This is a genomic window from Nitrospirillum karajorum, from assembly GCF_036348415.1.
Classification (GTDB): domain Bacteria; phylum Pseudomonadota; class Alphaproteobacteria; order Azospirillales; family Azospirillaceae; genus Nitrospirillum; species Nitrospirillum amazonense_B.
The window spans coordinates 497,497-524,438 of the sequence record NZ_JAZBQB010000004.1 but is presented as its reverse complement, the minus strand read 5'-3'; the positions used below and the strand labels follow the sequence as shown (position 1 = coordinate 524,438).

22 protein-coding genes and 1 pseudogene are annotated in these 26,942 nt (G+C 66.4%); 8 read left to right on the top strand and 15 right to left on the bottom strand.

Going from position 1 to position 26,942, the window contains the following annotated elements:
- Positions 1 to 115: 115 nt before the first annotated feature.
- On the top strand, positions 116 to 949 hold the full coding sequence (locus tag UCD39_RS27795; RefSeq protein ID WP_330498845.1) for a metallophosphoesterase family protein: 834 nt from the start codon (positions 116 to 118) through the stop codon (positions 947 to 949).
- An 11-nt stretch (positions 950 to 960) separates the two neighbouring features.
- On the opposite strand, the gene UCD39_RS27790 is transcribed toward UCD39_RS27795, so the two are convergent.
- The 7 genes from UCD39_RS27790 to UCD39_RS27760 form a co-directional block, all read right to left on the bottom strand.
- On the bottom strand, positions 961 to 1,938 hold the full coding sequence (locus tag UCD39_RS27790) for a PDR/VanB family oxidoreductase (protein WP_330498844.1): 978 nt from the start codon (positions 1,936 to 1,938) through the stop codon (positions 961 to 963).
- A 180-nt stretch (positions 1,939 to 2,118) separates the two neighbouring features.
- Positions 2,119 to 2,892 carry a GntR family transcriptional regulator gene (locus UCD39_RS27785; RefSeq protein WP_330498843.1) on the bottom strand — a complete coding sequence of 258 codons (774 nt, stop codon included), beginning with the start codon at positions 2,890 to 2,892 and terminating at the stop codon, positions 2,119 to 2,121.
- The gene (locus UCD39_RS27780; RefSeq protein WP_330498842.1) at positions 2,889 to 4,019 is read right to left on the bottom strand and encodes an aromatic ring-hydroxylating dioxygenase subunit alpha; all 1,131 of its coding nucleotides are present in this window, start codon (positions 4,017 to 4,019) and stop codon (positions 2,889 to 2,891) included. The genes UCD39_RS27785 and UCD39_RS27780 overlap by 4 nt, the downstream gene beginning before the upstream one ends.
- A 228-nt stretch (positions 4,020 to 4,247) precedes the next feature.
- The gene (locus UCD39_RS27775) at positions 4,248 to 4,718 is read right to left on the bottom strand and encodes a hypothetical protein (protein WP_330498841.1); all 471 of its coding nucleotides are present in this window, start codon (positions 4,716 to 4,718) and stop codon (positions 4,248 to 4,250) included.
- Between the two features lie 109 nt (positions 4,719 to 4,827).
- Positions 4,828 to 6,510, bottom strand: a complete 1,683-nt coding sequence (locus UCD39_RS27770; protein ID WP_330498840.1) for a FlxA-like family protein — start codon at positions 6,508 to 6,510, stop codon at positions 4,828 to 4,830.
- A gap of 364 nt (positions 6,511 to 6,874) precedes the next feature.
- Positions 6,875 to 7,123: a hypothetical protein gene (locus UCD39_RS27765; RefSeq protein WP_330498839.1), complete on the bottom strand. Its 249-nt coding sequence runs from the start codon at positions 7,121 to 7,123 to the stop codon at positions 6,875 to 6,877.
- 4 nt (positions 7,124 to 7,127) lie between these two features.
- A complete protein-coding gene (locus UCD39_RS27760) occupies positions 7,128 to 7,526 on the bottom strand; it encodes a hypothetical protein (RefSeq protein WP_330498838.1) in 399 nt (132 codons plus the stop codon).
- Between the two features lie 558 nt (positions 7,527 to 8,084).
- Here UCD39_RS27760 and UCD39_RS27755 point away from each other — a divergent pair.
- Together UCD39_RS27755 and UCD39_RS27750 are read left to right on the top strand one after the other, a co-directional pair.
- Positions 8,085 to 8,810 (top strand): response regulator transcription factor, encoded by a 726-nt coding sequence (locus UCD39_RS27755; RefSeq protein WP_330498837.1) that lies wholly within the window; start codon positions 8,085 to 8,087, stop codon positions 8,808 to 8,810.
- Entirely contained in the window at positions 8,797 to 10,209 is a 1,413-nt protein-coding gene (locus tag UCD39_RS27750) for a sensor histidine kinase (RefSeq protein ID WP_330498836.1), read from the top strand. The genes UCD39_RS27755 and UCD39_RS27750 overlap by 14 nt, the downstream gene beginning before the upstream one ends.
- Here the strand turns inward: UCD39_RS27750 and UCD39_RS27745 are convergent.
- From UCD39_RS27745 to UCD39_RS27720, 6 genes are all read right to left on the bottom strand, one after another.
- Positions 10,175 to 10,453, bottom strand: coding sequence for a hypothetical protein (locus UCD39_RS27745; protein ID WP_330498835.1), 279 nt, complete (start codon positions 10,451 to 10,453; stop codon positions 10,175 to 10,177). The genes UCD39_RS27750 and UCD39_RS27745 overlap by 35 nt on opposite strands.
- Positions 10,454 to 10,497: 44 nt before the next feature.
- On the bottom strand, positions 10,498 to 10,899 hold the full coding sequence (locus UCD39_RS27740; protein ID WP_330498834.1) for a type II toxin-antitoxin system VapC family toxin: 402 nt from the start codon (positions 10,897 to 10,899) through the stop codon (positions 10,498 to 10,500).
- Positions 10,899 to 11,144, bottom strand: coding sequence for a type II toxin-antitoxin system Phd/YefM family antitoxin (locus UCD39_RS27735; RefSeq protein ID WP_330498833.1), 246 nt, complete (start codon positions 11,142 to 11,144; stop codon positions 10,899 to 10,901). The genes UCD39_RS27740 and UCD39_RS27735 overlap by 1 nt, the downstream gene beginning before the upstream one ends.
- A gap of 101 nt (positions 11,145 to 11,245) precedes the next feature.
- Positions 11,246 to 11,842 carry a DUF748 domain-containing protein gene (locus UCD39_RS27730; RefSeq protein ID WP_442943732.1) on the bottom strand — a complete coding sequence of 199 codons (597 nt, stop codon included), beginning with the start codon at positions 11,840 to 11,842 and terminating at the stop codon, positions 11,246 to 11,248.
- Positions 11,767 to 14,319 (bottom strand): DUF748 domain-containing protein, encoded by a 2,553-nt coding sequence (locus tag UCD39_RS27725; protein WP_330498831.1) that lies wholly within the window; start codon positions 14,317 to 14,319, stop codon positions 11,767 to 11,769. Before UCD39_RS27725 ends, UCD39_RS27730 begins: the two co-directional genes overlap by 76 nt.
- A 120-nt stretch (positions 14,320 to 14,439) precedes the next feature.
- On the bottom strand, positions 14,440 to 16,848 hold the full coding sequence (locus UCD39_RS27720) for a WD40/YVTN/BNR-like repeat-containing protein (protein WP_330498830.1): 2,409 nt from the start codon (positions 16,846 to 16,848) through the stop codon (positions 14,440 to 14,442).
- Between the two features lie 288 nt (positions 16,849 to 17,136).
- Here UCD39_RS27720 and UCD39_RS27715 point away from each other — a divergent pair, with 288 nt between their 5' ends.
- Together UCD39_RS27715 and UCD39_RS27710 are read left to right on the top strand one after the other, a co-directional pair.
- On the top strand, positions 17,137 to 17,847 hold the full coding sequence (locus tag UCD39_RS27715) for an EthD domain-containing protein (RefSeq protein ID WP_330498829.1): 711 nt from the start codon (positions 17,137 to 17,139) through the stop codon (positions 17,845 to 17,847).
- A 338-nt stretch (positions 17,848 to 18,185) separates the two neighbouring features.
- On the top strand, positions 18,186 to 18,761 hold the full coding sequence (locus UCD39_RS27710; RefSeq protein WP_145735459.1) for a manganese efflux pump MntP: 576 nt from the start codon (positions 18,186 to 18,188) through the stop codon (positions 18,759 to 18,761).
- A gap of 31 nt (positions 18,762 to 18,792) precedes the next feature.
- Here the strand turns inward: UCD39_RS27710 and UCD39_RS27705 are convergent, their stop codons facing one another.
- The gene (locus UCD39_RS27705) at positions 18,793 to 19,803 is read right to left on the bottom strand and encodes an adenosine deaminase (RefSeq protein WP_442943731.1); all 1,011 of its coding nucleotides are present in this window, start codon (positions 19,801 to 19,803) and stop codon (positions 18,793 to 18,795) included.
- A gap of 215 nt (positions 19,804 to 20,018) precedes the next feature.
- Here UCD39_RS27705 and UCD39_RS27700 point away from each other — a divergent pair, with 215 nt between their 5' ends.
- The 3 genes from UCD39_RS27700 (at position 20,019) to UCD39_RS27690 (ending at position 25,414) form a co-directional block, all read left to right on the top strand.
- Positions 20,019 to 22,184 carry a multicopper oxidase family protein gene (locus tag UCD39_RS27700; RefSeq protein ID WP_330498827.1) on the top strand — a complete coding sequence of 722 codons (2,166 nt, stop codon included), beginning with the start codon at positions 20,019 to 20,021 and terminating at the stop codon, positions 22,182 to 22,184.
- A 484-nt stretch (positions 22,185 to 22,668) separates the two neighbouring features.
- Positions 22,669 to 23,697, top strand: coding sequence for a sulfotransferase family protein (locus UCD39_RS27695; protein ID WP_330498826.1), 1,029 nt, complete (start codon positions 22,669 to 22,671; stop codon positions 23,695 to 23,697).
- Positions 23,698 to 23,725: 28 nt separating this feature from the next.
- A complete protein-coding gene (locus tag UCD39_RS27690) occupies positions 23,726 to 25,414 on the top strand; it encodes a methyl-accepting chemotaxis protein (protein ID WP_330498825.1) in 1,689 nt (562 codons plus the stop codon).
- Between the two features lie 55 nt (positions 25,415 to 25,469).
- Here UCD39_RS27690 and UCD39_RS27680 read toward each other — a convergent pair.
- A pseudogene (locus tag UCD39_RS27680) lies at positions 25,470 to 26,938 on the bottom strand (efflux transporter outer membrane subunit).
- Positions 26,939 to 26,942 lie beyond the last annotated feature (4 nt).

The following is a 26,942-nucleotide window of genomic DNA, read 5'->3' as shown; positions in this document are numbered from 1 at the left end:
TGTGGTGCGCCTGATCTGCAACCGCGCCCTGAAATCAAGGAATGGTGACAAGGGCCGCCCCTGCCCGTACCGTTGGCAGTGGTGAACCCACATCCCCCTTGGATGTCATTGCGCGATGCTGAAACGACTGCGTGAGGTCCTGATGCCGACCCGGCCCCGTCCCACCCGGATGGCGCCCCGGGTACCGGATGGCCATGCCGTCTACGCCGTCGGCGACGTTCATGGCGAATTGGGGCTGCTGCGCCAGTTGCTGGACATCATCACGCAGGACCACGCCCGCCTGGTGGCGCGGCACGGGCCCCTGACGCCCGTTCTGGTGATGCTGGGCGATTACGTCGACCGGGGCCCGGATAGCCGGGGGGTGATCGATCTGCTGCGCGGCGGCACCGACGTCACGGGCCGCACCTTGGCCGACAGGGTGCCGGGCTTCACGGTGCACTGCCTGCGCGGCAACCACGAACAATCGATGATGGACTTCCTGGCCGATCCCCTGGCGGCCTTGCGCTGGCTGGACTTCGGCGGCCCGGCCACCTTGCGCAGCTATGGCCTGCCCGCGGTGATGGAAGGGCCCTCGGTGTTGCAGGCCGTGGCCCTGAGCGAGGCGCTGGCGGCCCAATTGCCACCGTCGCATCGCCGTTTCCTGGACTCCCTGAGCTACCAGGTCGTGTATGGCGACTACGCCTTCGTCCACGCCGGCATCCGCCCCGGCCGTCCCCTGGCCGAACAGACACCGGAAGATATGCTGTGGATCCGGGCGCCGTTCATGCTGGCGGAAGGGCCGCATGAGAAGGTCATCGTCCACGGTCATACCATCGTGCCCGAGGTGGACATCCTGCCCAATCGCATCGCTGTCGACACCGGCGCCTATCGCAGCGGACGGCTGTCGGCGGTGGCCCTGCACGGCACCGACATCCGCGTCCTGGACGCACACCGCTCAACGGCGCTGTAGCGCCAGCGCCGTTATGAGGTCCGGTGGCCCGTGTCCAGCGTCACCGTGCCACCAGTGGCGCGGGAGACGCAGACGCACATCTGGTGCCCCTCCGCCTTCTGGTGGTCGCTGAGGAAGACATCCCGATGGTCCAGGCGGCCGCCGGAAACGTCCAGGACATCCAGGGCGCACAGGCCGCACTCGCCCCGCCGGCAGTCGTACATCAGGTCGGCGCCAGCCTCCTGCAAGGCGGACAGCAGGGTCTGGTCCGGGCGTACCGTCACCTCCAAATCCAGGCGGGGCACCCGGGCGACAAAGGGCTGTGCCACGGTGCCGCCGCCGGCGCCGAAGGTTTCCAGCCGGAAGTCCGACGCCGGGCGACCCAGCGCCTGCCACGCCTGGCGCGCCGCCGCCATCATGGGGGCGGGACCGCAGCTGTAGACCTCCCCGCCCGGTGCCACGCTGGCCAATTCGGCGGCGAAGTCCATGGTTTGCCCCTCGGCATCCACGAACACCCGCAGCCGGTCCCCCAATAGAGCCCGCAGTTCCTCCGCGAACGCCAGGTCGGCAGCCCGGCGGACGCCGTACAGCAGACGCACCGGGGCGCCCCGGCGGGCCAGCGCCCGCGCCATGGCGTACAAGGGGGTGATGCCGATGCCGCCAGCGATCAGCAGGTAATCCGGCCGGCCGGCCGACAGGTCAAAATGGTTCAAGGGGGCGCTGATGGTCAGCCGGGCGCCGGGCGCCAAGCCCCACATATAGGCGGACCCGCCCCGGCTGTCGGGCAGACGCTTCACGGCGATGCGCAGCAGGCCGTCCGCCGGTTCCCCCACCAGGGAATAGTGGCGCACGTCCGGCTGGCCGTTGATCAGCACCTGAACCTGGATGTGCGACCCGGGGCCGTAGGCCGGCACGGGAAAATCAGGCTGGATATCGAATTGGCGGATGCCGTCCGCCACGTCGCGGATGGCCACCAGCCGCGCCAGTCCCCACTCGACCTTGAACCCCATGGCTCATTTCCTCCCGTATTGTCTTATACCCAGGAGCGATGATTTCCATTCATCGCTCCTGGGTATCGGCGGCGACTGCCGCCGCGCGCCGTAAGGCGCGGAAGCCAAGCCGCCGGATGGCGGCGCCGGCGATTGAGGGCGATGGGCCTGACCATAGGTCAGGATCATCGCTACTTGGTATTAAGCGCGCTTACCGGCGGCCAAGCGCAGCAACGAACCGCCCGGCAAGCCATCCAATCGGTCACGATCGGCCAGGGCCGCCCCCAGGCGGCGCTGGGCCACGCGGGCATGCTCCGCGGCCAGCGCTTCCGCCCGGGCACCCTGCCCCCGGGTGATGGCGTCCAGCAGCAGGCGATGCTGTTCCTGGGCCACCACCAGGGTGTCGCGTCCCGCCGGCTCCGTGGCGTGCAGGCGCACGAAGGCGGAGGGGCCGGCGAAGGGCTGGGCCGATGCCTGCTCGATGGCGCGGGCCACCACACCGCTGCCTGCCAGGCGCACCAATTCCTCATGGAAAAAGGCGTTCAGCCGGACATAGGCGTCGAAATCGGCCTCGCTGAGCGTCGGCGGGGCCACCACCCGGTCCAGATCGGCCACGCAGGCGCGCAAGGGGGCGAGGTCAGCCGCCGTGGGCCGCCGTTCCGCCGCCAGCCGGGCGGCCAAGCCTTCCAGCGTGCCGCGCACTTCGATGCCGTCCGCCAAGTCGGCGGCAGTGAAGGCGCGCACGACGAAGCCGCCACTGGCGCCGGGCGTCACCAGCCCCTCCCGCGCCAGCCGTTCCAGCGCCAGGCGCACCGGCGTGCGCGATACGCCCAGCCTGTCCACCATGGCCGGTTCCGACACCCGCTTGCCCGGCGGCAGGTCCCCCGCCAGGATCAGCTCCCGCAGGCCCTGCTGGGCCCGCCCGACCTGCATGCCCCGGCCGTCCTCCTCGGCCGCCGCCGTCCGGGCGGTCATTCCGCCGCCACGGCCCGGGGCGCCTCGGCCGCGATCATGCGGTCGATCAGGCGGCGGGCCCACATGCCGCCAGCGTCGATGTTCAGATTATAGAAGCGGCGGTCGGGATGGCTCTCGATCGCCCGCTGCTGCGCCTCGAGAACCTCTTCATCCTCACCGAAGATGCGACGCACGCCCTCGCGCAGTTCATGGGTCAGGCGCTGTTCGCCCAGGCGGTAGTTGCGGCAGAAGGCCCAGAAGTAATGACAGCTGCCGTCCGCCTCGGGCGTGATGGTGTTCAGGACATAGCCGTTGACACCCTGGCTGCGGTCGCCTTCCGGCGCGCCGGTGCCGGCGGGGGCCACACCCACATCGATGGCGATGGTGCAGGGCGCCTCGAACTTGATGATCTGCCAGCGATCGACCTTGCCCGGCTTGCCCAGCTGGCCGGCCCAGAAGGGTGGCGGGTCGATGTTGTGCATCCAGCGGGTGACCGTGGCCGTCTTGTCGGTGTGGGTCACCTGGAACGGCGCCTCCGCCACCGCGTCGTTGCCGATGCTGGACCCATGCACGAAGGTCTCGTGCGTCAGGTCCATGAGGTTGTCCAGCACCAGGCGATAATCGCATTTCACCGTGATCAGGCGGCCGTCGCCCGCCCACTCGGGGTCGTGGTTCCAATGCAGGTCGGGCACCAGCGCGGGATCGGCCAGGGCCGGATCGCCCATCCACACCCAGATGAAGCGGTGACGTTCCACCACCGGATAGGACCGCACGCAGGCCGCCGGGTTCAGCGTTTCCTGGCTGGGCATATGCGTGCAGCGGCCGTTGGCGGCGTATTCCAGGCCGTGATAGCCGCAACGCACGGTATCCCCCAACAGCCGGCCCTTGGACAGGGGCACCAGGCGATGCCAGCAGGCATCGGCCAGGGCCACGGGAGTGCGGTCCAGTTGGCGGTAGAACACCAGTTGCGTGCCGCAGATGGTGCGCGGGAACAGCGCCCGCCCCACCTCATGGTCCCAAGCGGCAGCATACCAGGCATTATCCGGCCACGCCTTCGCAGGCTTGTCCGTCCCCGACGCCCCGGAAACCAAAGAACGCCCCGTCACCCAGGACGGACCATCAGCCTGCGCGCGATCATCCCGACCCATGGCACCGCTCCTCCGCATTTGTTATGGAGCATATGTACCTGAAAGCGGAGTTGCATGCAACTCCGCTTTCAATGGCTCGAATATCGCCCGTTATACCCATTCCTGCATACACTACCTCCGGCACGCATAGGGCCCGCAGGCGTCGAAATAGCCGTGATGGCCTGCCTCCTCCACCCGGTCGCACAAGGCCCTTCCCGCCCCCGCAGGGAAGGGCCCCCCGGCCGGCCCTCAGGCCCGGCCCGCCTTGACCGGCACGTCCTGCGGCGCGTTCACCAGGGCGTCGGCATGGTCCAGCAGATGCTGGCGGATCTGGCGGGCGCTCAGGCCAGTGTCCGCCAGGGTGTGGCTGTTGAACACGGTGCGGTCGTCATGGGCGCGTCGCAGGCCATGGGCCCACAGGTAGAAGTCGCCGGTGGCGGCCTCCAGTACGATGTCGTCCAGGCCGGCCCCCAGGCGCTGCATTTCCGCCGGGCTCAGTTCGGCCACGAAGATGATGAAGCGGCGCACGGACTCGTCATTCTCGCGGTTGATGCGCAGGATGTGGCGGATGCCCTGCTCCATCAGCGCGTTGATGCTGGTGCCGTCCAGCGCCGCGCGGATCTTGATCTGCCGCAGCAGGTCGGGCTCCAGGCGGAAGGTGGTCATGACCCGCTGATCCGCTGGGCGTTCCTTGGGCTTGGCGGTGGTCTTGTCCGGCATGACGTCGTGCTCCTCTTCGGGGGACTGGGTCCGTCCATCAAGCTTTCATGATGGCAAGACCCCTGGGGAAAAGGCCCGGCCCCCGAAGGAGCCGGGCCCGGCGATGGACTTAGAACGGGTAGTAACGGAACGCGGTGTAGACGACCGTGTCGTCGGTGCTGGGGCTGCCGCCCACGCCCTGGAACAGGTCGCGGCGGATGTATTCGCCCTGCATGCCGAACTGCATGGTGCCCATGTTGCCGTGGTAGAACTTCCACCAGAAGCCGGCCGTCGCCTCACGCACCGAACGGGTGTTGCCCGCGCAGGCGAGGGGCGAGCTCTCGGTGTAGCAACCGGTGTTGACGGCCAGGCCGTTGCCATAGCCGTAAGCCTTGCCGGCGACCGTGAACGCCTTGCTGTCGTCCTGTTCCAGGCCGTAGTAGGCGTACAGATCCCAATCGGACGTGGGATGGCCGATGACGCCGGCCATGGCCGTGACCTCGGTGATGGGCGACAGGCGGCCGTAGGGGTTGACCGTCACGTCCGGCAGGCTGGAGGAGCCGTAACGGCCGATGCCCTGGCCAGCCATCGTGCTCAGCTGGATGTCCACATACTTGGGCACGACCGGCAGGATGGCGGCGGCACCGAAGCCGAAGCCGGTCTCGGTGTAGTTCTGGCCGGCGGCGCGGCTCTGGAACTCACGCGCCAGGCCGAACACCTCGTAATGGCCCCAGCCGGGCTCGGCCACCGCCTTCACGATCAGGTCGGGGGCGATGTCGGTGGAGTAGTTGGCCGTGCTGTTCAGCAGCGAACCGCCGGGGTTGGTGTTGCTGTTGGGCACCAAGGCGGTCGAACCGCTGATGGACGCCTGCGGGCTTTCCAACGCCACGCCCAGCCAATAATGGCGGTTCCAGTCCTTGACCACGCGCAGGCCCCAGTTGCGGGTCCAGTCGAAGCCGGCGGCGTACTGGGCGTCCGGGCCCATCGGCAGCGCTTCGGTGCGGGGATCGATGCCGGACTTGTTGGTGGTGACCAGGCTGAAGGACTGGCCCGCCAGCAGGTGCCAGCCGGTGTCCTTCCAGTCAGCGGTCAGGTAACCCTGGCGTAGACGCGGGACGTAGCTGTTGCTCTGTCCGCTGTTGGAGGAGGTGCCGACGCCGAGGAAATCCGTCTCGATGTAGGCACCCAGGTGGGTATCGGGGCCGACGTCGCTTTCGGCCAGCATGGTCACGCGGCTCTGACGCGCCGTGCCGCGGAACTCACCCCGGTCATAGTTGGAGGAGTTCTTCAGCGGGATGGCGGCGTAGGGGGTGGCCACATCCGCGGTCATGTTGCGCGAGCGATAGACGCTGGCCGCTTCGATGAAGCCGCCGAAGGTCAGCTTCACGCCCTTGCCCAGGCGCAGGCTGTTGTCGTTGGGATCGGTCACCTTCTGCTGCTGGGCGACCTGGGTCGCGGCGGCGGCGGCCTTTTCGGCGGCGGCGCGCGAGTTCACCACGGCCTTGGCGTTGGTGTCCTGCTGGGTGGCCAGCGCCTGCAGCTGGGACTGCAGCGCCTGGATCTGCTTGTTCAGGGCATCGATTTGCGCCTGGGTCGCCACAACCTGCGTCGGGGTGGCGGCGGTGGCGACGCTGGAAGCCTTCCGGTGCTTCGTCGTGCCGGCGGTGTCATCGGCGCGGGCCGCCGTCGCCACGCCCATGAGCGCGACACAGGCGGAGGTCATCAGGGCGGCGCGCAGGACGGTGCGGCCAAATCGGTGCTCAAATCGGTTCTGCGGCGGAGACGTTTCTCCGTGCCGCGCTTCAATAGACATTGCTGTCCACTCCCATCAAGTGAATTAGCTTCTTATTCCGCGCCCGTGCGGGCACGTCGGCCCTTTAAAGCAGTTGTCTATTGAACAAATGTGGCGACCAATTAAAGGATCTTTTAGGTAATTAAATTCGTTTTTAATAATTAGAAGACCACATGTACCGCCAATCTGCATTCCATGCACCACCATAGCAGGATATATTGCTATATTACTCAGCAAAGACCACGCCCCGCCGCCGGATTTTTCTGGGGGATACGACCGGCGACGGGGCGGGCCAGGAAGGCCCGGTGGTTTTGTCGGGGGCACCAACCGGGCCGTTCGACAGCCCCAAGACAGGCGGGACAGGGGCTGTCGAAGGCGGGCTGCCTTAGTTGATGGGCAGCATGGTCTGGGTCATGGCGGCATCGAGGTTGTCGACGCAGCGGGCGTGCTCCCCCGTGCCGGGGGTGAAGCCGACTTCAGCGCAAGCCCGGTTCTCCTGCGCCAGGCGCTGGGTGGCGAAGGACGGACCGGCGCAGGCGGCCAGGCTGCCGCCGATGCCGGCAACCAGGGTCGCGGCGGCGAGGATGGCAGCCAGACGGGGGCTGATGGCGATACGGGTCGTGGCGCGGGTCATGGGTTTAGTTCCCACCGGTGATGTCGATCGGGTTCTGGTTGGCAGCGACATGGGTGGGACGGGCGCCCAGCACCTTGTCGCGGTAGTTCAGCACGCACATGGCGAATTCCGGCGTATCCGGCGTCAGCCCCTTCTGGCTGCAGGCCGATTGGCCGGCCACGCTGGCGGCGGCCTCGGACCGGTTCGCGGCGGCCTCGGCCAAGGAACCGGTGAGGCTGTCCACGCAGGCCACGTAGTCGGTATTGGGCGCCGTCAGGCCCATGGTGTCGCGGCAGACGCGCTTGACCGTGTCCGCCTGGGCCGCCGGAATGGTGCCGGCCTGGGCGCAGGCCGCAACACCAGCCCATACCAGCAAGACCAGACCGGCCTGCTGAACCCTCTTATTCTTCAGTATACGCTGCATCTCTCACTCCAACCGTCAAGTGAATGACTGATGGACCCAATGTTACCGGCGCTGAGTCTCACCACAACTAAAGCTTAGTTTATTTATTAAAACTAATTTTAGGTTCTTGTTTGAGACAAGCGCAATCATTCCTTAAATATCACAAATTCCATGAACATTATATTCAGCAAACTAATTATTATGATTCACGGTCTTAATATCCAATTCCAACTTATCTTAATGATATGCCGTCTATATAGCATGATATTTTGCGACCTCTGGTCGTAAAGGAAGACCATACATGGGATGTGCGTATCACGGGGTATGGGAAGGCCAAATTATAATTTTTTTTAAAAACGACGCGTCCATTTTAATTGGCCACCCCGGTTCAATAGGCGACGGTGACGCCGGCAGCGTCCCCATCGTGGACCTTCGCCATCCATCTCCGCCCCAGCGGTAGTGCCGCGGTTTCCCCTTGTTTGGCGGTTGCCAGAGGTAGTGCCTTGGCGGATGGTCACGGGATCGCCCGGATCACGGTTCGGGCCACCCCCGTGCCATGGATGACGACGGACCCAACGGATGGACAGTGAAACGTTCGACGATCAGGGATGGACCCCGGTGACCTCCAAAGCTCACATCCTGTTGATTGAGGATGATCGAGAGACCGCTGACGAGATCATCCGCGACATGACCGACCGCGGCTATATGATCAGCCACGCCGATAATGGCCGCGTTGGCCTGGAGCGCGCCCGCGAGGGCCGTTACGACCTGCTGATCCTGGACCGCATGCTGCCGGAGGTGGACGGACTGTCCATCATCGGCCTGCTGCGGGCGGAGGAGGTGCGGGTGCCGGTGCTGTTCCTCAGCGCGCTGAACGATGTGGATGAGCGTGTGCGCGGCCTGAAGGCCGGCGGCGACGATTACCTGACCAAGCCCTTTGTGCTGTCGGAACTGTCCGCCCGCGTGGAGGCCTTGCTGCGCCGTCCGGCGGAGCCACGGACGACCCGCCTGCGCGTGGGGCCGCTGGAGCTGGATCTGATCAGCCGGGAGGCCAACCGCGATGGCCGGCCCGTGGAACTGCTGCCCCGCGAGTTCAAGTTGCTGGAATACCTGATGCGCCATCCCGCCCAGGTCATCACCCGGGCCATGTTGCTGGAAGACGTGTGGAACTATCGCTTCTCACCCCAGACCAACCTGGTGGACGTCCATATCGGCAAGCTGCGGCGCAAGGTGGACGCGCCTGGCGATTTCCCCATGATCTACAATATCCGCAACGTGGGGTTCGTCCTTCGTGAACCTCAGTGAGATCGCGCGCACCACCAGCTTCCGGCTGGCCATGGTGTTCGCCTGCTTTTTCGCCGGATCGTCGCTGCTGTTGTTCGCCTTTATCTATTGGCGGGCCACGGTCTTCGAAACCAACCGCATCGACGCCCTGATCACCGAGGATGCGCGCACCCTGGCCAGCGAGGATCAGGACGCGATCCTGGCCCTGATCAACACGCACGTAACCGGCGATTTCCACCGCGTTGGCTATGCCGCCCTGTTCACGCCGGGCGGCCGCCGCATTGACGGCAACCTGGAAGCGGTGCCTGCGGACATGCCCATCGATGGCAAGGTGCATGTGGTGCAGGCCGTGCGCACCGATCTTCCGGCCATGGGCGCCGTCGAGGTTCGACTGGCCGCCCTGCGCATCCCCAATGGCAACATCCTGGTCATCGGCCGCAACGGCCAATACATGGTCGTCCTGCGCGAGGTGGTGGTGCACGCCCTGACCATGGGCGCCATTCCGGCCATGGGCCTGGCCCTCGCGGCCGGCATCTTCCTGGCTTGGCGCACGCAGCAGCGCCTGAAGGATGTGCACCGCGCCGCCGAGCGCATCATGAGCGGCCAGGTGCAGGAACGCCTGCCCGTCGCTGGCGCCGGCCCGGGGGATGAGTTGGACCGGCTGTCGCAGCTGTTCAACGGCATCCTGGATGAAACCGAACGCCTGCTGGGCGAGATCAAGGCCACGGGCGACGAGATCGCGCACGACCTGCGCACCCCCCTGACCCGGGTGCGCGCCCGCCTGGAGCGCACCATGAAGGGCGACATGGGGCTGGAGGAAACCCGGGAAACGGTGGGCAAGGCCATCGGCGGCCTGGACCAGGCCCTGGCCGTCATCACCGCCCTGCTGCGCATCCGCGAGTTGGAGAACAGCAAGCGCCGGCGTGGCTTCAGCATGCTGGACCCGACCGAGATCATCCTGCTGATCGAGGAACTGTACGAGCCCATCGCCGAAACCAAGGACATCGCCTTCACCGTCGACATCACGCCGGTGGCGCCCATGTTCGCCGACCGCGACCTGCTGATGGAGGCGGTGGGGAACTTGGTGGACAACGCCCTGAAGTTCACACCACCCGGCGGAAAGGTCACGCTGTCGCTGGGCCCGCGCGAGGGCGACGGCGCCACCGTCATTCGCGTCGCCGACAGCGGGCCCGGCATCGCGGCGCACGAACGCGACCTGGTCTTCTCCCGCTTCTACCGCTCCGACCGCACCCGCCACCTGGAGGGCACCGGCCTGGGCCTGAGCCTGGTGGCCGCCATCGCCCGCCTGCACGGCCTGGCGCCCCGGGTGGGGGACAACAACCCCGGCTGCGTGATCGAACTGGTGGCGGAAGGCGCGACGGCGGTCAGGGCGCCGGTGGCCGGCGCCGCAGCCGTCTGAACAAGGTGGCGATGGCCACGGCCAATAGAGTGGACGGTGCGCCGAAAACCAGGGCCAAGGGCAGCATCCCCTCCGTCACGAACTCGATGGATCGGCCGCCACCGAAAAGCTGCACGATCCCCCCAGGCACCAACAGGGCGATGGCCGCTATTCCCCAAAGCGCGTGGCGACCATAGCGGCCGTAAAGCACGAGACCCAATAGGAACGGGATGAGGATCATGAGCCAGGCGACATGCCGGTGCATGATCATATCCTGACTGTTGATCGGGTAGAGGTTAACGCCTTCCATCACCCCACCAAAGCAACGCCTTCACGTCGGGCCGCGCTGGCCAAGGCGTCATCCAATGTCGCCAAGGGCAAAACCAACCGCTGCGCCAATTCCAAGTAGGCGGCGTCATAGGCCGTCAATCGGTGTTGCCGGGCCAACCGCATGACGGACGTACTGTCCGGGGAGGTGTCGATCCGGAAAGGAAGCTGAGCCAACAATGCCAAGGCACGCGTCGTCTGTGTTTCGTCCAGACGCCGCCGGCGTTCATTGACCAACAGCATGTTCCTGATCTCGAACCACCAAAGGCTCGGAACCACCGCCGGATCGGTGGTCAGACGCTCAAAGGCGACGGTCGCGGCGTTGCTGTCCTCATCGGGCATCAGCCAACAGGCGGCGACCGAGACATCCACGACGAAGGGCATCAGTACTTATGGCCCTCGTGCCGAGCGGTCAGTATCTCCTCCACCGTCAGCTTGGGCATGGATTGGCGAAATTCACGGATCAGGGCCTGTGCCCGCCGTGTTTCCGCCTCACGGCCTTGAGGTTCCGGAATGATACGGGCAACGGGACGGCCATGGCGGGTGATGACAATGGTCTCCCCCCGCTCCACCTCATCCAGCAACTGGGGCAGATGGGTCTTGGCGTCAGATGATTGAATCTCCTTCATAGACACCCTCACTTGCTCAAGTTGGTCGATTTATTTGGTCGATGTTATGGCGCCTGGGGATGACGGTCAATCCACCAGCCCTTGATCCACCCCAGACGCCCCTACTCCCCAACGCTGGCGGCATCCAGCTTCAGGGGGATCAGGCGGTCCTCTCCCACCTGGGCGGTGACGACGGGCCGCACGGCGATACGCTTGTCATCCAAGGTGGGCAGACGTTGTTTCAGGGCGGTCACCACCGCCGCGGCACGGGCCTGCGCCAGGGCGGCCAATGCCTGGTCATCCACCGGTTCGGTCTTGGCGACGCGGCGGCGCAAGGCCGCTATGTAGCCCGGTTCGTCCAGGACCGGGGCCAAGCCCGGGGCGGAGGCTGGCGGCATCTTGGCGGTCGACGCGGGCGGCACCTCCGGCGCGCGGGTGAAGGACTGGCGCAGGGGCGGCAGTTGGTCCGCCCCCAGACGCTCTCTGAACAGCGCCTCCAGGAACTGGCGCTGCCCCTCCAGGGTGTAATGGTCCCCCAGGGCCTGGGCCATGCGGGCATCCAGCGCGTCGCGTTGCAGTCGTCCCCTGTCCGCATCAGGGGCGACCACCCCCGGAACCCGGAGGGCCAAGTGCGGCCGGGCGCTCAGCGCCTGGGCCAGATGCACGATCTTCTCCTGTTCCGGCGGGGCGAGGTCGGCGCGACCGGGGGCGAAGTCGATATGGTCCAGCTTGTCCGCGTCCCCCCGTCGAACAGGGCGGCCAGCGCGCGGAAGGGGGCGGTGACCAGGTTGGTCAGCAGGTCGGCGGCCGCGGCGCGGATGACGCTGCCGATGTCGAAGCGCGGGTCGTTGATGTTGCCGCTGACCGGCAGATCGACGTTGATCTTGCCCTCGTCATCCTTCAGCAGGGCGATGGCGAGATCCAGGGGCAAGTCCAGGGCGCCGGGGACATCCACCCGGTCGCCCAGCTTGATATCGCGAATGACCACTCGGTTGGTGCCGTTCAGGCGGCCACCATCCACTTCGTAATGCAGGTCGACATCCAACCGCCCCTGCGCGATGCGGCGACCGGCGAACTTGACCGTGTAAGGCGACAGCTCGGGAAATTCGACGTTGCGGAACAGCAGGTTGACGTGGGTGTTGCGGCCGGGGTCGAACGGCACGAGGCGGCCTTGCACGGTCACCTGGCCGAAGTCGCCCACCTGACCCCGCAGCGCCAAGCGCGAGGACGAGGTGGCGGCGGTGGTCAGGGCCGCCACCTCCCCCTGCAGGTTGGTGATGTGCGCCGAGAACGGCAATGGCAGGGAGGCATCGCCGTAATCGGCCTTGCCGCCCGTGACCACCACGCGGCCCACGCTGACCACCGGCGGGGACGCTGGAGCGGAGGCCAAGGCGGTGGGCGCGGCCCGCACAACCATCAGGTGGTTGAAATTGGTGGTCTGGTTGGCGGCCACCTGAAGACGCACGTACGGCGCCGCGACGGTGATCTGGGAAATGCGCAGGTCATTGGCCGACTGGCGGTATTCATAGTGATCCACGCCCAGGCTGTCCCAGGAGACGAGCGGCGTGTCGCCCCCCTGCTCCGCCACCGCCAGCGCCAGCACATCGCCCTTGCCCGCCAAGGCGAGACCGTCCGCCGCGCTGTAGGTGAGATCGCCGTCCGCCGCCAGCCGGCCATCGCGGATATCAACCCGTGCCCAATCGTGCACATAGGGCTGGGCGGCCGCGACCGGCAGGTCGGACGCCGCCAGCTTGGCCTCCAGCCCCAGGGTCGGCAGGGCCGTCACCTTGCCCGCCGCCTTGATCTGCCCGCCGGCGGACAGCGCCGCCGCCAGGGTGAAGGGGAAGGACGCGCCCGCCTGGCTGGACACGCCCTCCACGGTCAGGTCGATGGGTGTCAATTCCAGCCGCGCCGGCTCACGGGTCGCGCGATCCTCCACCTGGATCTTGGCCTTGCGCAGCAGCACCTTGCCCAGAACGGCGGACCAGGGCGCCGTCCCCGCCGCCGGGGGGGCCTGTTGGGTGTCAGGGTCAGGCCCGGCGTTACCCGGGGACCAGGGCATGGGACCAAGGCGGCCATCTTCGCCCCGCCGCACGTCCAGGCTCAACCCGTCCACGGTCAGCGTGTCGGCACCGACTGTCTTTGCCGGCCAAGTCAAGCGGCCGCCCGCCAGATGCAATTCCGGCAGGGTCAGGAAAGGCGTCTTCACGCCCGCCTCATGAACCGTCAGGCCGCGCACCGCCAGGCTGAGATGATCGATGGCGAGGGCGTAACCGGCGCCCTTTCCCCGGCTGAGCTGATAGTCCAGGTCGGCAGCGACGGTTCCCGTGGGGACCTTGACGGGCAGCGCATCGCCGAAATACCGGGCCAGCAAGGGGATATAGGGTCCGCGTGCCGCCACATGGCCGGCGGAAACGATGGGGTTCAGGCTGGACGTGCCCGTCCATTCCAGCGTGGCGCCGCCTTCCAGGCCGACCTGCACATGCTGGCGCCCCTGGCGTTCGGGCAGGGTGCTAAGGTCGTTGAATTCCATGCTGACGGGACCGACCTTGGTCTTGAACGGCGTGCCGGGTACCTGGTCGGTAAGGTCCGCCGCCGCGTCCACGATGGTCACATGACGGATTAGCAGCCGGGGCAGCCCCCCGGACTGATCACCGGACTGCCCATCCGCCTTGGCCGGGCCGTTGGCCGGCCCGTCGTCCCTGGCGGCGGCCTGGATCAGGCGCCCGATATTGGTATCGGTTTCGCCATAGCGCACCAGGGTGGCCCGGAGCCCCTGCACCTGGATATCGGCGATGCCCCAGGCCCAACGCAGCAGGCCCGCCGGCGCCAGGCGGACATAGAGCCGGTCGAAGCCCAGCAGCGGACCGCCGTCAGCCTCCGTAAGGCGGAAACCGCGCAGTTCCACGCTGAGGGCGTAGGGGTTCACACTCACCCCATCGAGGGTGGGCGGCCGCTGGAAGGTGGCCTGCCCCAGATCCACCACCTGGCGACGGATCAGCAGAGGCGCCACCAGGAAGCCGGCCGCGGTATAGGTCAGCAGTATGGCCAGGGCCCAGAAGCGCTTGCGCCGGAAATCCCACCACAGGCGGGGTTCCGCCAGGCGACGCCGCCGCAGGGCGGCACCCAGGCGATGCCACAACCCCTGCTGGGGGACGGGGGACGGCGTGGGCGGGACGGGCGGTAGTGTGGGCATGGATGGCATCCTGTATCGCGGACACCATCCTATAGTGGCAAAGCTGCAAAGGGTATCGGGTTAGTGCCCACCCCCTATTAGCCGGAAGGCACTAACCCTTTGGCTTATATGGTAATTCCCTTAAGCGGGATCACCATAGACGATGCCGCGGCCATGGGTGCCCACATAGACGCGGCCATAGCGCTTGGGATCACCGGACACCTGCAGGATCAGGCCCCATTGGTGCTGGTCGTCATTCACCCGCACCCAGTGCTGGCCGGCGTCGTCAGAGCGAAAAATGCCCCGCTGCCGGTCGATGGTGCCCACCAGGTACAGGGCCGGCGTGGCGGCACCCGCCGCCGCCCGGCCAAAGCCGAAGGCGTGCAGTTGTTCCACGCCCGGCATCCGCGAGTAGGCGCCGCCGGCGGCCGTGCCATGGTAAAGGCCGTCGAAGGCGGCGATCCACAAGTCCCCCCGCGCGCCCGGCATAGCGTACAGTGCATCCTGGCCGCCTCGGGGGTCGCCCCGGCCGTTCCGCACCACCGCCGGCGTGGGCAGCCCGTTGGGCAGGGTGAAGGGCCGGGCCTGGAAATGCGCCGCCCGGTCGGTGCTGACGTACAGTTTCCCGTCGAACAGCGACAGGGCGTAGAAGGTGTCGGGATCGATGGCGTCGCCGATCACCCGCACGCCCTCCGGCAAGCCCTGGGCGCTGGTCCAGGTGGCGCCGCGGTCGGTGGTGACGAAGGCGCCGGACACCAGCCCTTCCTTGGCCCCCTGCGGCGTCCACACCCAGGTGGCACCATCGGCGGAGACGGCGACCTTGCCCCGCTTGGCCTCGGGCGTGGGCATCCCGGCCGGCTGCCAGCTGTGGCCCCCATCCAGCGAGTAGCCGATATTGGCACCGGGATAGCGTTCGTCGCGGATGCCGACGCGCACCACCACCTCCGGCTTCAGCGGCGCCGACACCACACTGTCGGTGTTGCCGAACAGCGGCGGGGCCGCCGCCCCCTCCGCCGCCGGCTTGTCCAGATCCCAATGCACGAACCCGCCATAGTCGCCGATGGCGGAGATGAGGGGCGCGCCCTGGGTGGGGCTGGTGAAGGCCATGGCCACCGTTTCCTCGATGCCCGTGCTCATCACCTGCCAGTGGGTGGGTTGGCCCTTGTCCACGGCGCGGAGGTCGACCGTCTCCCACCCACCATAGCCGGTGGTGAACAGGGCGTGATCGGGGTTGGTGGGGTCGATCTCGACATCGAACAGCCAATGGATGGGCGTGGGCTTCACATAGGGCGCCAGGCTGTAGTCATAGACGCCGCCGTTCTTGCCATCGCCCTGGGGGCCGCCAAACACGCCGTGCCAGGTCTTGCCGCCATCCACGCTGCGGAAGATATCCTCACCCAACCCGGGTGAGGTTCCCGGCCGGCGGTGCCGGTCGAAGGAACTGGCGATGACCACCCGGGGGTTGTGCGCGTCCACCGCCACGGCGGCATAGCCGAAGGCCCTGCCGTGGGCGGCGTCCGGCTTCTCCGGCGTGATGTCGGTCCACTTGCCCCGCCGGGTGTCCAGTTTCCACACGGCGCCGTCGGTCATCCGCGTGGGGCCGGGGCTGCTGCCATAGGCGATGTAAAGCGTGCCGTCGGCGGCGAGCGCCGCGCGCGTTGGCCGGTTGGCCGTGGGCTGGCCCGCCACGGGCGCCCATGTCTTGCCGCCGTCCGTGCTGCGGAACAGATTGTCGCGGCCCTTGAGCGAAGCGCCGACATAGATCGTGCGGCTGCCCCGGGCATCCTTTCCCACGCTGCGGGGGTCGAAGATCACGAACACCAGGCCGGCGCCGCCCCGCACCCAGGGTGGCACGCCAGCCACGGCTTGCGTCGACGCATCCTCCGTCACATCGGGAAAGGAGGAGGCGCGCGACCAGGTGGCGGCGCCATCGTGGCTGACCCACAGGCCATCATGACGGGTGCCAAGGTAGAGGGTGTCCGGGTCGTTGGGGTCGACGGCCAGACGCTCGCCATTGCCCCGTCCGTTCTCGTTGCCGCCGAACTTGATGGGCACATCCACGCGGCGGAAGGTCCGCCCGCGGTCATCGGACCGCAGGATGGCGCCGTTGGGCGCATCCGGACTGGTGTAGGTGCCCAGCGCCAGATAGACCCGGTCAGGGTTGCGCGGATCCAGCGCGATGCTTTCCACGCCCATCAGATTGGTGTCGGCGTAGGACACCCAATCCAGCAACGGCACCCAACGTCCGGCCACCCCATCCCAGCGGTAGGCGCCCCCCATGTCGGTGCGGGCATAGCGCAAGCCGGGCTCGGTGGGGTGGAAGATGATGCCGTCGACAAAACCACCACCGACGATCTGCACATTCTTCCAGTGATAAGCGACCTGCCCCACCAATGCCGGCCCCTGGGACAGCGACGGCGCCGTGGCGGTGGGAGGCGCCCTGAGACCAGGATCGGCCTGGCAAGCGGCCAGCACCGAAAGGGCAACCGTGGCGGCGAAGGTGGCGGGCAGCCGACGGCACCCCCGCCCGAAAGACGAGCTTCCTGTCATGACAGCGTTCCCAACCCCGTTTTGTAATCGTTTTCGGCAGTCACTGTCGCCTAAGTTACCGGTAACATCAAGCAACGAGACGCCATCGCCATGTGAACGTGGCTGTTTTCTCGCCATGCTGAATACGACTGGAAACAACATAAGGTGGAACGCTTAAGAAAAAGCTGGAGACATCGACGCCTAATCGGCCGCCGCCAATCACGATCATCGATACATTTATTCGATATAAGTGATTTTGGTTCTCAGTTTCCGGATGAGAGAGTCCCCTCACAAACCAGGGGGAACGCCATGAATGACATAAAATTATTGATCGCGGGTCGCCGCTGTCTGACCAAGAGCCGCGACCAGGCCTTGACGCATCTGCGGACGGTCCACGGGCCGATGGTGTTTGCGCCGCCGGCCGACGCCGGCGCCATGCCCAGTCGCTATGAGCAAAATCACGTCTTTTATCCGCAAGCGGACTCTTCCGGACCTTGGCTGGCGGACAGGGACTTCGTCACCGAGGTCTGGTTCAACGATTTCGGTCATCTGGCCGCATCCGTCTCCACCCCCTATTATCTGAGCCGCCTGCGTCCCGATGAAGACAATTTCGTCGATCAGGACACCGTCCTGAAATCCGTGGTCCGTGAAGAAGGGAAATGGGGCGTTACGACGCCCGACGCCGCCAAGCTGTTCATTTTCCTGAAGCGGTCACCCTCGACCGACATCACTGCGTTCGATGCCGCCCGAGACAGCGCCGTGAACGACCTGCGAACCCTGTCACAACCTGTCGCCGGCTTGGTCAACGTCGCCCTGCCCGGTCCGGGGGGCGCGGAGCCCTATGCCGATCATGTGCTGGAGTTCTGGTTCCCGGACCAAGCAACAGCCCTGTCCGCCGTTGGAACCGCCGTCTTGCCGACCCTGGACCGCCTTTCACCCGTGCTTGATACCCAGCGCAGCTTCTTCGTTCTAGCGGACGCCTATCCCGTCGAACGCCTGCGCCACGCCAACGGGCTTTGATCCATAGGCGTAAGGGGTGGGGTGGTTAAGAAAGCGGCCATGGTGCGGTGCCCACGAAGGGTTGACAGCGCCCCCCATGAGCCGCTAAGCAGCGCCCATCATTGGGGAGTAGCCGCCCGCCGATACTGAGCGGGCGCCGCGTCAACAGACTTGGGCCCCTGGCGTGACCGGTGTAAGCCGGCCTTGCCGGTACGGCCCGTGGCGCGTGCGACCGGTCCACCGCTTGCCGGGGACCGCTGGCGAGACCAGTGGCATGTCGTGTTCGACCGGGCCAGGCCGGACGCGTGGTGCTGCTGTCGCTTGCCTGGCCTGTCGCGTTTGCCGCCCCGAAGGTTCCCATGCCCATCACCACCTCTTTCGCCCTGGCGTTCAGCCTGTCCATGGACGCCTTCGCCGCCTCTCTGGGCAAGGGCGCCAGCCTGAACCGCCCAGGTGTGCGCGAGGCCGCGCGCGTGGGCGCCTATTTCGGTCTGTTCGAATTGGCCGCCCCCATTTTGGGCTGGGGCCTGGGCCTGTCCTTCGCCCATTACATCGAGGCGTACGACCACTGGATCGCTTTCGGCCTGCTGTTGATCGTGGGCGGCCGCATGGCTTGGCTGGCGTGGAAGAACGACGATGAAGACAAGCCCAAGGCCGAACGGCACTCGCCCCTGGCCCTGGCCATGACCGCCATCGCCACCAGCATCGACGCCACCGCCGTGGGCATCACACTGGGCTATATGAATGTGGACATACCGACCACCATCGCCCTGATCGGCTTGGTGACATTCACCATGGCCTTTGGCGGCGTCATGCTGGGCCGGGCGGCCGGCCCTGTGCTGGGCCGCTGGGCGGAAGTGGCGGGCGGCATCGGCCTGATCGGCATCGGGGCCAAGGTGCTGTATGACCACACCTTAGGCGGCTTCGGCGGCTGACCAGTCCCACCAAGCCATCCCGGCGAGGGCGTCACGCCAGGGCGTCCAACCGCGCCAGGTGGGGCGCCTGGGCGGTGGCATCCAGGAAGGACCCGGTGATGCTGTTGCGGGCCAGTTGCGCCAATTGCCCCCGGTCCAGGCCCAAGGCCGTCGCCACCCGCACGTAGTTGTCCAGCAGATAGCCGCCGAAATAGGCCGGATCGTCGGCATTGACCGTGGCCCTCAGGCCCAGGTCCAGCATGCGCCGCAGGGGATGCGCCTCCAGGCTGGGCACGACGCAGAGCTTGAGGTTGGACAGCGGGCACACCGTCAGCGTCGTACCCTGGTCCACCAGGCGGCGGGTGAGCGCCTCATCCTCCAGCGCGCGGTTGCCATGGTCCAGGCGCTCCACGCCCAGGATGTCCAGCGCCTGCCAGACATAGTCGGGCGGCCCCTCCTCCCCCGCGTGGGCCACCAGCTTCAGCCCCCGTTCCCGCGAGGCCTGGAACACCCGGGCGAACTTCGACGGGGGGTTGCCCACCTCCGACGAATCCAGCCCCACGCCCGCGATGCGGTCCAGATAGGGCTCCGCCGCCCTTAGCGTGGCGAAGGCCGACTCCTCATCCAGGTGGCGCAGATAGCAGAGGATGAGGTGGGCGGTGATGCCCAACTCCCTCTCCGCCGCCGCCATGCCGGCCAGCAGGCCGTCGGCCACGACCGGGAAGGGGATGCCCCGGTCGGTGTGGGTCTGGGGGTCGAAGAAGATCTCGGCATGCACGCCGCCGTCGGCGGCCAGCCGGCGGAAATAGGCCAGCGCCAGGTCGCGGAAATCCTCTTCCGTGCGCAGGACCTGGGCGCCCTGGTAATAGATGTCCAGGAAGTCCTGCAGATTGGTGAAGGCGTATGCGGCCCGCACCTCCTCCACCGTGCGGAAGGGCAGCGCCACGCGGTTACGGCGGGCGAACGCGAACATCTGCTCCGGCTCCAGGCTGCCTTCGATGTGCAGGTGCAGTTCCACCTTGGGCAGGCTGCGGATGAAATCGGAGAGAGGGTCGGTCATCAGGCTGCCTTTTCTGGTCGCGGAAAAAGTCAGTGTAGCGCCAGGCCGCCCATCGACGACAGCCTTTCCCACGGAACCATTAACAAGCGGATTACATCTGAAGGGAGCATAAATCAAAATTACACTCGCTAAACGGGTGTATCGCCGCGTGGCATCTGTTAAATTGCCCCCAACAACTCAACCATAGGGCGGCCTAGGGCCGCAAAAAGGGGGTAAGCATGCACCGACATTCGACGCATGGCGCGTCAATCACTTGGCGCTGGGCGGGGGCCGCGGCCCTGAGCCTGGCTTTGGGGGCGGCGACCGCGCAGCCCGTGGCGGCGCAAAGCACGTTCGCCAATCCGCCCGTCCTGCCGCAGACGGCACCGGCGCAAGGATCGGCCAACGTGCTGGGGCTGCCCAAGGCCCCCTCAGCCGTCAGCCTGGCGACGGCGCCGCAGCCGCATGCGGGCAAGGAGCGCGCCTTCGACCTGCACATCAACTTCACCGACGGAGCGCTGTACGATCCTGGCGAGCAGCGCTACCAGCGCCTGCACCTGCGCAGTTACATCGGCACCGGCGTATCGCCGGGAACGCCGTACGTGGCGCCTGAAATCGACGTGACGCCCGGTGACACTGTGCGTATCACCCTGCACAACGACCTGCCGCCGGATCCGGACTGCACCAACGGCAGCAAGCCGGTGGACCAGCCGCACTGCTTCAACGGCACGAACCTGCATTCCCACGGCCTGTGGGTCAGCCCGACCGGCAACAGCGACAACGTGCTGATCTCCATCAACCCGGGTGTCAGCTTCCAGTATGAGTACAACATACCGGCGGACCATCCGGCCGGGACCTTCTGGTACCATCCGCACCGCCACGGCTCGACGGCGCTGCAGGTGGCCAGCGGCATGGCCGGCGCCCTGATCATCCGCGGCGACCGCAAGCCGACGCCCGAGGTCAACGGCGACCTGGACACCTTGCTGGTGACCCCCGGCGGACAATCGTTCAAGGAGCGCACGCTGGTTTTCCAGCAGATCCAATATTATTGCCTGGACGACAAGGGCCAGCAGACTTGGAACTGTACGGCCAACCAGACCGGCATCATCGACAACATCGACAATTTCGGCCCCAACAGCTGGCAGCAATCCGGCCGCTGGACCAGCATCAACGGCGTGGTCATGCCCACCTTCACCGACGCCCAGGCAGGCACCGTGGAGCGCTGGCGCCTGATCCATGCCGGCATCCGCGAAACCATCAGCGTGGAATTCCACAAGATGGCGGACACGACCCAGGCCGCCGCCCGCCCCACCAAGGCCGGCATGACCCCATTCCTGGACACGGTGTGCACCGGCCCGGCTATACCCTATCAGGTGGTGGCGGCCGACGGCCTGACCATGGGCAACACCCTGACCAACACCAGCACCACCCTGCAGCCGGGATATCGCTATGACCTGCTGGTGGTCTTTCCCGAAGCCGGCAATTATTGCGTGACCGAGCGGCCGCAAGACGCCTCCTCCACGGTCAGCCGTTCGGCCACGCCGCGCAACCTGCTGGGCGTGGTGACGGTGCGCGGCGGCACCCCGACCGCCAACCCGACCCAGACCCTGGTGGAAACGCTGGTGGCCTCTGCCCGCAGCAACATGCGGCCCGACGTCCGCGACCAGATCATCGGCGACCTGACGGCGAAGGACCGCGACGGCAAGCCAGCCATCAAGCTGACCCGCTTCGTGCCCCACCCCACCATCACCGATGACGAACTGAAGTACGTAACCAAGGATGGCATGGTGAAGGACATGCCCCAGGAGGACATGGTGTTCTACCTTGGGCCGGGCGTGCCCGACGATCCCAACAAGCAGCCCTATACCGGCCTGACCGACACCAAGTTCACCGTGGGCAAGAGCTTCGAGATGGTGCAGTACGACGGCACGAACTGGGTGCCCAAGGGAACCGCCCCCTATGACCCGGCCCGTATCGACCGTAAGCTGGTGCTGGGCAGGGCACAGCAATGGGAACTGCGTTCCTACAGCATAAGCCACCCCTTCCACATCCATGTGAACCCTTTCCAGATCGTTCACATCTATAATGAGAAGGGCCGGGACGTCAGTCTGCCCGGCGCGGTGGATGACGATGGCGACACCCAGTTCGCCGGCCTGCAAGGCGCCTGGAAGGACACACTGTGGGTCAAGACCAACCTCAGCGCCTTCGCCCCGCCCGGCGTCAAGCCGTCACCCAACCCGCCGGTGCATTACTACCGCCTGATCGTCCGCACCCGGTATGAGCGCTATATCGGCGAATTCGTCCTGCACTGCCACATCCTGGACCATGAGGACAGCGGCATGATGGAGAACGTGCAAATCGGCATCAGCGACGGCGACGGCGGCTTGGCCCACGCCCATCACTGATCACCCTCACGTTTTCAAATTCCCTTCATTGCGGCCCAGCCTTCCCGGCTGGGCCGTTTTTTTGCGCGCCTCGAAATGGGATTGGCGCTGACATGCTTGAGCGAAGCTCAACAAGCCTCCTGCGCTTTTACAAGACGCAGCGGGGACCCGAGCGACACTCCGAAGGCGGCGCCCAAGGCCTTGTTCAGCATGCTGGCTTGCGTTCAAAAGCGATACCGCTTCTCCTCGATCCGCTCTAGTCCTGAAAAATCGATAATAAATCGGGAAAATTTTAGTCAACTAAACTGAACAACTATTTATAAATTGCTATGTAAACGCGTTCACAGAAATGTAATATGGACTTTAGTGGTACCGTTTGTGAATCTTTTCTTATTAATATTGTCTTAAGAGTCTCTACCCTATACCTTGGTGTAGGAAAGCAACCCCACCCATCCCCAAGGCACCCCCGCAATAGGCCCAAGGAATTCTTGGGATAGGAAGACTCATGGTCGCATTCTACAAGAAAATCATCGACCTGGCGGCGCTTGCCGAACTGGTGGAACAGGATGACGCGGCGCTGGATGGCATCTGCCTTTCATCCGATGGACGGTATCAAACACGCGAATTTCCTTTTGCCGGATTGAACGATCAGGTGGCCACCCACCTGCGGGCGGGCTTCCGCGATAGGGCTGAGCAGGACTTCCCCCAGCTGACCTGCGCCTGGGGCCGGGCGCGCGTGGGGTCCACCGCCCTGGCCAATCTGTTCGGTGTGGCCGGCCTGCCGTCCTATTACCAGCCGACCAAGGCGATCATGCGCCATGTGCTGGCCGCCGGCACGCCTGGCCCCTGGGTCGTTCCCCTGGCCGACCAGGCGCCCCACATCTTCTGCAAGGACGTGGCCGGCCCCTACCTGACAGCGGAATGCCTGTACGTTCCCCTGCGCATGCTGATCGAGGCGGGCTATCCCGCCAGCCGGCTGCACCTGGTGGTGCTGGATCGCCAGCCGCTGCACGGCTTGGCCTCATGGCTGCGCAAATGGTCCCATCGCATGGGGCGTGAGCAGTTGATGGAAAACTTCGTCATCGCCTCGCTGAATGCCGTGCGGGTGGCGGCCTATGCCCGCCGCCAGGGCGTTCCCGTCACCCACTATGTGTACGAGGCGACCCGCCAGCCGGTACCGGCGGCCAAGGCCCTGTTCAGCCGCGTGGGCCTGGGTGACCGCTTCACGCCGGAGATGGTGACCCATTGGCAGCGCATGGACAGCCTGGACGGCGCCGGGTCCAGCGTCATTTTCCCCGATGAACCGGATGCCTATGCCGCGCCCGGCCTGCACCACCAGGCAGGCGGTGTGGCCAGCTACGGCTACCAGGACCGGGACAGGGGCTCTGTCACCGACGCCGACCTGGACCTGCTGCACCGCTTCGGGGTGGAGGAGGTGTACCAGCGCCACGCCGAGGCCTGCGCCCGCGATCTGGACCTGCCCCACGCCCTTTTCCGCGCGGACGGCAACCCGTGCGCCGTCGCCACCGCCTGACCCCATTCGTCCGCGAAAGACCCCCCTCATGTTGAACAAACTGAAGATTTCCCACCGGCTGGCGCTGTTCATGCCCATGCTGGTGCTGGCCCTGGCCCTGGCGGTCAGCTTCGCCTTGTCCACCCTGCGCACCACGCTCATGGACGACCGCAAGGAAGAGCTGAAGCAGATCCTCACGGTCACCCGTGGGATCGCGCAAAATTGGTACGACCGTGAACAAGCCGGTGAGATGACCCGCGCCCAGGCGCAGAAGGGCGCCCAGGACGACATTCGCAAGCTGCGCTTCGGCAATGGCGAATACGTCTACGTCAACCAGTACGATGGCGTGACCGTTGTCCACATCAAGCGGGAGTTCGAGGGCAAGAACCGCATGGACTTCAAAACCGCGGACGGGGTGGAAACCGTGCGCCTGGGTATCGAGGCCGCCAGGCAGGGCGGCGGTTCCTTCACCTATACCTACCCGCGGCCCGGCAACAAGGGCGGCCCGGCCGAAAGCTTCCCCAAGATGACCTACAGCCTGGGCTTCGAGCCGTGGCAGTGGGCATTGGGGGCCGGCATCTACGTCGATGACGTGGACATGATATATCATGATATATTGACTGATATGTTGCTGCTGACGGCCCTCGTGGTCCTCGCCGGGGGGCTGGTCGCCTATCTGCTGGCGCGCAGCATCGCCAAGCCATTGAAGCTGATCACCGAACGCATGGGCCAACTGGCCGATGGCGACCTCGGCGTCGACATCCCCCTGCTGAACGACAAGCATGAGATCGGGCGGTTGGCCCGCGCGCTGGAGGTGTTCAAGCGCAACGGCCTGCGCAATGCCGAACTGACCCAGGCCCAACAGGCCGAGCAGCAGGAGAAGCTGCGCCGACAGCAAGCGGTGGAGGACTCGCTGGCCGACTTCCAGCAGCGCACGGCACAGGTTCTGGACAACGTGGTCAGCGCCTCGCAAGACGTGCGCAACCATTCATCGGGCCTGGCGGACATGGCGACGCAGAGCCGCGGCATGGTGGAAATGGCCAATAACGCCTCGGCCGAAACGACGGGCAATGTGCAGATGATCGCCAGCGCCGCCGAGGAACTGGCCGCCGCCGTGGGCGAGGTCAACAGCCAGGTCACCCGCTCCACCGACATCGCCGAGCGCGCCGTGGCCCAAGCCGAGCGGACCGGCGTCACCATGCAGGGCCTGGCGGACGCCGCCCAGAGCATCGGCAACATCATCCAGGTGATCCAGGAAATCGCCAGCCAGACCAACTTGCTGGCCCTGAACGCCACCATCGAGGCCGCCCGGGCGGGTGAGGCGGGCAAGGGCTTCGCCGTCGTCGCCAGCGAGGTCAAGACCCTGGCCAGCCAGACCACCAAGGCCACGGACGAGATTCAGGGCTACATCACCGGCATCCAGCAGGAAACCACCCGCGCGGTGGACGCCATCGGCAACATCGCCCATGTCGTGGGCGACATGCGGGCCATCGCCACCGCCATCGCCTCCGCCATGGAACAGCAGGGGGCGACCACCTCTGAGATCGCCCGCAACATCAACCAGGCGGCCATCGGCACCCAGCAGGTGACCTCCAACATCGTCGGCGTCGCCGGGGCCGCCGAACAGACCAGCCAGTCGGCCAACGCCTTGCGCTCCGCCTCCGAAGCGCTGCGCCTGGACGCCGACACCCTGAACGCGGAGATCACCGGCTTCTTCGCCCGCCTGCGCGCCATCTGACGACGGTCACGGGGGAAGGAAGGGCGGCGTTCCTGGCAGGGGCGCCACCCTTCCTTCAGGGCGCCTTGGTCGCCTGGTCCGGCAAGCGCGTCGCCTCATTGTCCGACGGCAGCGCCTCCACGCTCCACCCCCCGCCCAGGGCGCGGATCAGGGCCACATCGGCCTGCACCTGGCGGGTGTGGAGGTCCAGGCTGCTCTGCTGCGCTTCCAACAGGGCCGTTTGCGCCGTCACCACTTCCAGATAGCTGTCGGCGCCATCCCGATACAGGTTCATGGCCATGTCCAGGGTGCGCTGGGCCGCCAGGGTGCCGGCGTCCTCGTCTTTGGCGGCGGCCCCCAGCCAGCGGATGGCGGCCAGATTGTCCTCCACCTCGCGGAAGGCGTTCAGCACCGTCTCGCGGTACTTGGCGGAGGCTTCGTCATGCTGGGCCACCGCCTTGGCCAGGCCGGCATCCAGCCGCCCCCCTCGAACAGCGGCAGGGTGATGCCCGGTCCCACCGACCAGAAGGCCATGGGCAGCTTGAGCAGGTTGAAGCCCGTGTCCTGGAAGCCGCCCACCGCCTGCAGGGACAGGTCCGGGTAATAGGCGGCGCGGGCCACGCCGATGCCGGCGTTGGCCGCCAGCACGTCGCGCTCCGCCGCCGCCACGTCGGGCCGGCGCTGCAGCAGCGTGGACGGCAGGCCGGTCGGCACCGCCGGCAAGGCTGGCGTCCAGCGCACGGGCGCCAGTGAGAACTGGGCCGGGGCCGCACCCACCAGGGCGGCGATGGCATGTTCCATCTGCGCCCGCTGCGAGGCAACCTGCGAAACCTGGGACCGGGCGCTGTCCAGCTGCGTTTCCGCGCGCGACACATCCATGCCGGCGACGATGTTGCCCTGGAACATCGTCTGGGTCAGGCTGAGCTGCTTCTCATAGGCCGTCACCGTGTCGGCCAGGATATGCGCCCGTTCATCCAGGCCGCGCAGGGCGAAGTAGTCGCTGGCCAGTTCCGCCTGCAGGCCAAGCCGCACCGAGGCCAGGTCGGCGGCGCTGGCCTGGGCCGTCGCCCTGCCGGCCGCCACCTGGTTACGCACCTTGCCCCACAGGTCGATTTCATAGGAGGCCGAGGCGCCGACGGTGTTGGAGCCATAGACATCCCGCTGGCCGGCACCGCGCAGCGGCCGGTCCTTGGACTGCCGATTGTTGGTCAGGCTGGCGGTGCCATCCACACGCGGCAACAGGCCGGCGGAGACGGCGGCGGCATCCGCGCGGGACTCGTCATACCGGGCCAGCGCCACCGCCAAGGTGGGATTGGCCGCCTCTATCCTATCCTCAAGGCCGTTCAGCACAGGGTCGTTGAAGGCGGTCCACCACGGGCCGCGTGCAACTTGGTCAGCCGGCTGGGCCGGCTGCCACGGGGCACCGCCGGCCTCCTTGAAAGCCGGTGGCAGGTCAAGGTGGGGCGGCTGGTAATCCGGCGCCAGATTGCAAGCCGACAGCGCCAGCAGCGCGCCGCCGGCCAGAAGGGTTTTGCCGAGAGACATGGCT

Coding starts and splice junctions, on each gene's coding strand:
- UCD39_RS27795 (WP_330498845.1), top strand. CDS start 116: ATGCTGAAACGACTGCGTGAGGTCCTGATGCCGACCCGGCCCCGTCCC.
- UCD39_RS27790 (WP_330498844.1), bottom strand. CDS start 1,938: ATGGGGTTCAAGGTCGAGTGGGGACTGGCGCGGCTGGTGGCCATCCGC.
- UCD39_RS27785 (WP_330498843.1), bottom strand. CDS start 2,892: ATGACCGCCCGGACGGCGGCGGCCGAGGAGGACGGCCGGGGCATGCAG.
- UCD39_RS27780 (WP_330498842.1), bottom strand. CDS start 4,019: ATGGGTCGGGATGATCGCGCGCAGGCTGATGGTCCGTCCTGGGTGACG.
- UCD39_RS27775 (WP_330498841.1), bottom strand. CDS start 4,718: ATGCCGGACAAGACCACCGCCAAGCCCAAGGAACGCCCAGCGGATCAG.
- UCD39_RS27770 (WP_330498840.1), bottom strand. CDS start 6,510: ATGTCTATTGAAGCGCGGCACGGAGAAACGTCTCCGCCGCAGAACCGA.
- UCD39_RS27765 (WP_330498839.1), bottom strand. CDS start 7,123: ATGACCCGCGCCACGACCCGTATCGCCATCAGCCCCCGTCTGGCTGCC.
- UCD39_RS27760 (WP_330498838.1), bottom strand. CDS start 7,526: ATGCAGCGTATACTGAAGAATAAGAGGGTTCAGCAGGCCGGTCTGGTC.
- UCD39_RS27755 (WP_330498837.1), top strand. CDS start 8,085: ATGGACAGTGAAACGTTCGACGATCAGGGATGGACCCCGGTGACCTCC.
- UCD39_RS27745 (WP_330498835.1), bottom strand. CDS start 10,453: ATGCACCGGCATGTCGCCTGGCTCATGATCCTCATCCCGTTCCTATTG.
- UCD39_RS27740 (WP_330498834.1), bottom strand. CDS start 10,899: ATGCCCTTCGTCGTGGATGTCTCGGTCGCCGCCTGTTGGCTGATGCCC.
- UCD39_RS27735 (WP_330498833.1), bottom strand. CDS start 11,144: ATGAAGGAGATTCAATCATCTGACGCCAAGACCCATCTGCCCCAGTTG.
- UCD39_RS27725 (WP_330498831.1), bottom strand. CDS start 14,319: ATGCCCACACTACCGCCCGTCCCGCCCACGCCGTCCCCCGTCCCCCAG.
- UCD39_RS27720 (WP_330498830.1), bottom strand. CDS start 16,848: ATGACAGGAAGCTCGTCTTTCGGGCGGGGGTGCCGTCGGCTGCCCGCC.
- UCD39_RS27715 (WP_330498829.1), top strand. CDS start 17,137: ATGAATGACATAAAATTATTGATCGCGGGTCGCCGCTGTCTGACCAAG.
- UCD39_RS27710 (WP_145735459.1), top strand. CDS start 18,186: ATGCCCATCACCACCTCTTTCGCCCTGGCGTTCAGCCTGTCCATGGAC.
- UCD39_RS27700 (WP_330498827.1), top strand. CDS start 20,019: ATGCACCGACATTCGACGCATGGCGCGTCAATCACTTGGCGCTGGGCG.
- UCD39_RS27695 (WP_330498826.1), top strand. CDS start 22,669: ATGGTCGCATTCTACAAGAAAATCATCGACCTGGCGGCGCTTGCCGAA.
- UCD39_RS27690 (WP_330498825.1), top strand. CDS start 23,726: ATGTTGAACAAACTGAAGATTTCCCACCGGCTGGCGCTGTTCATGCCC.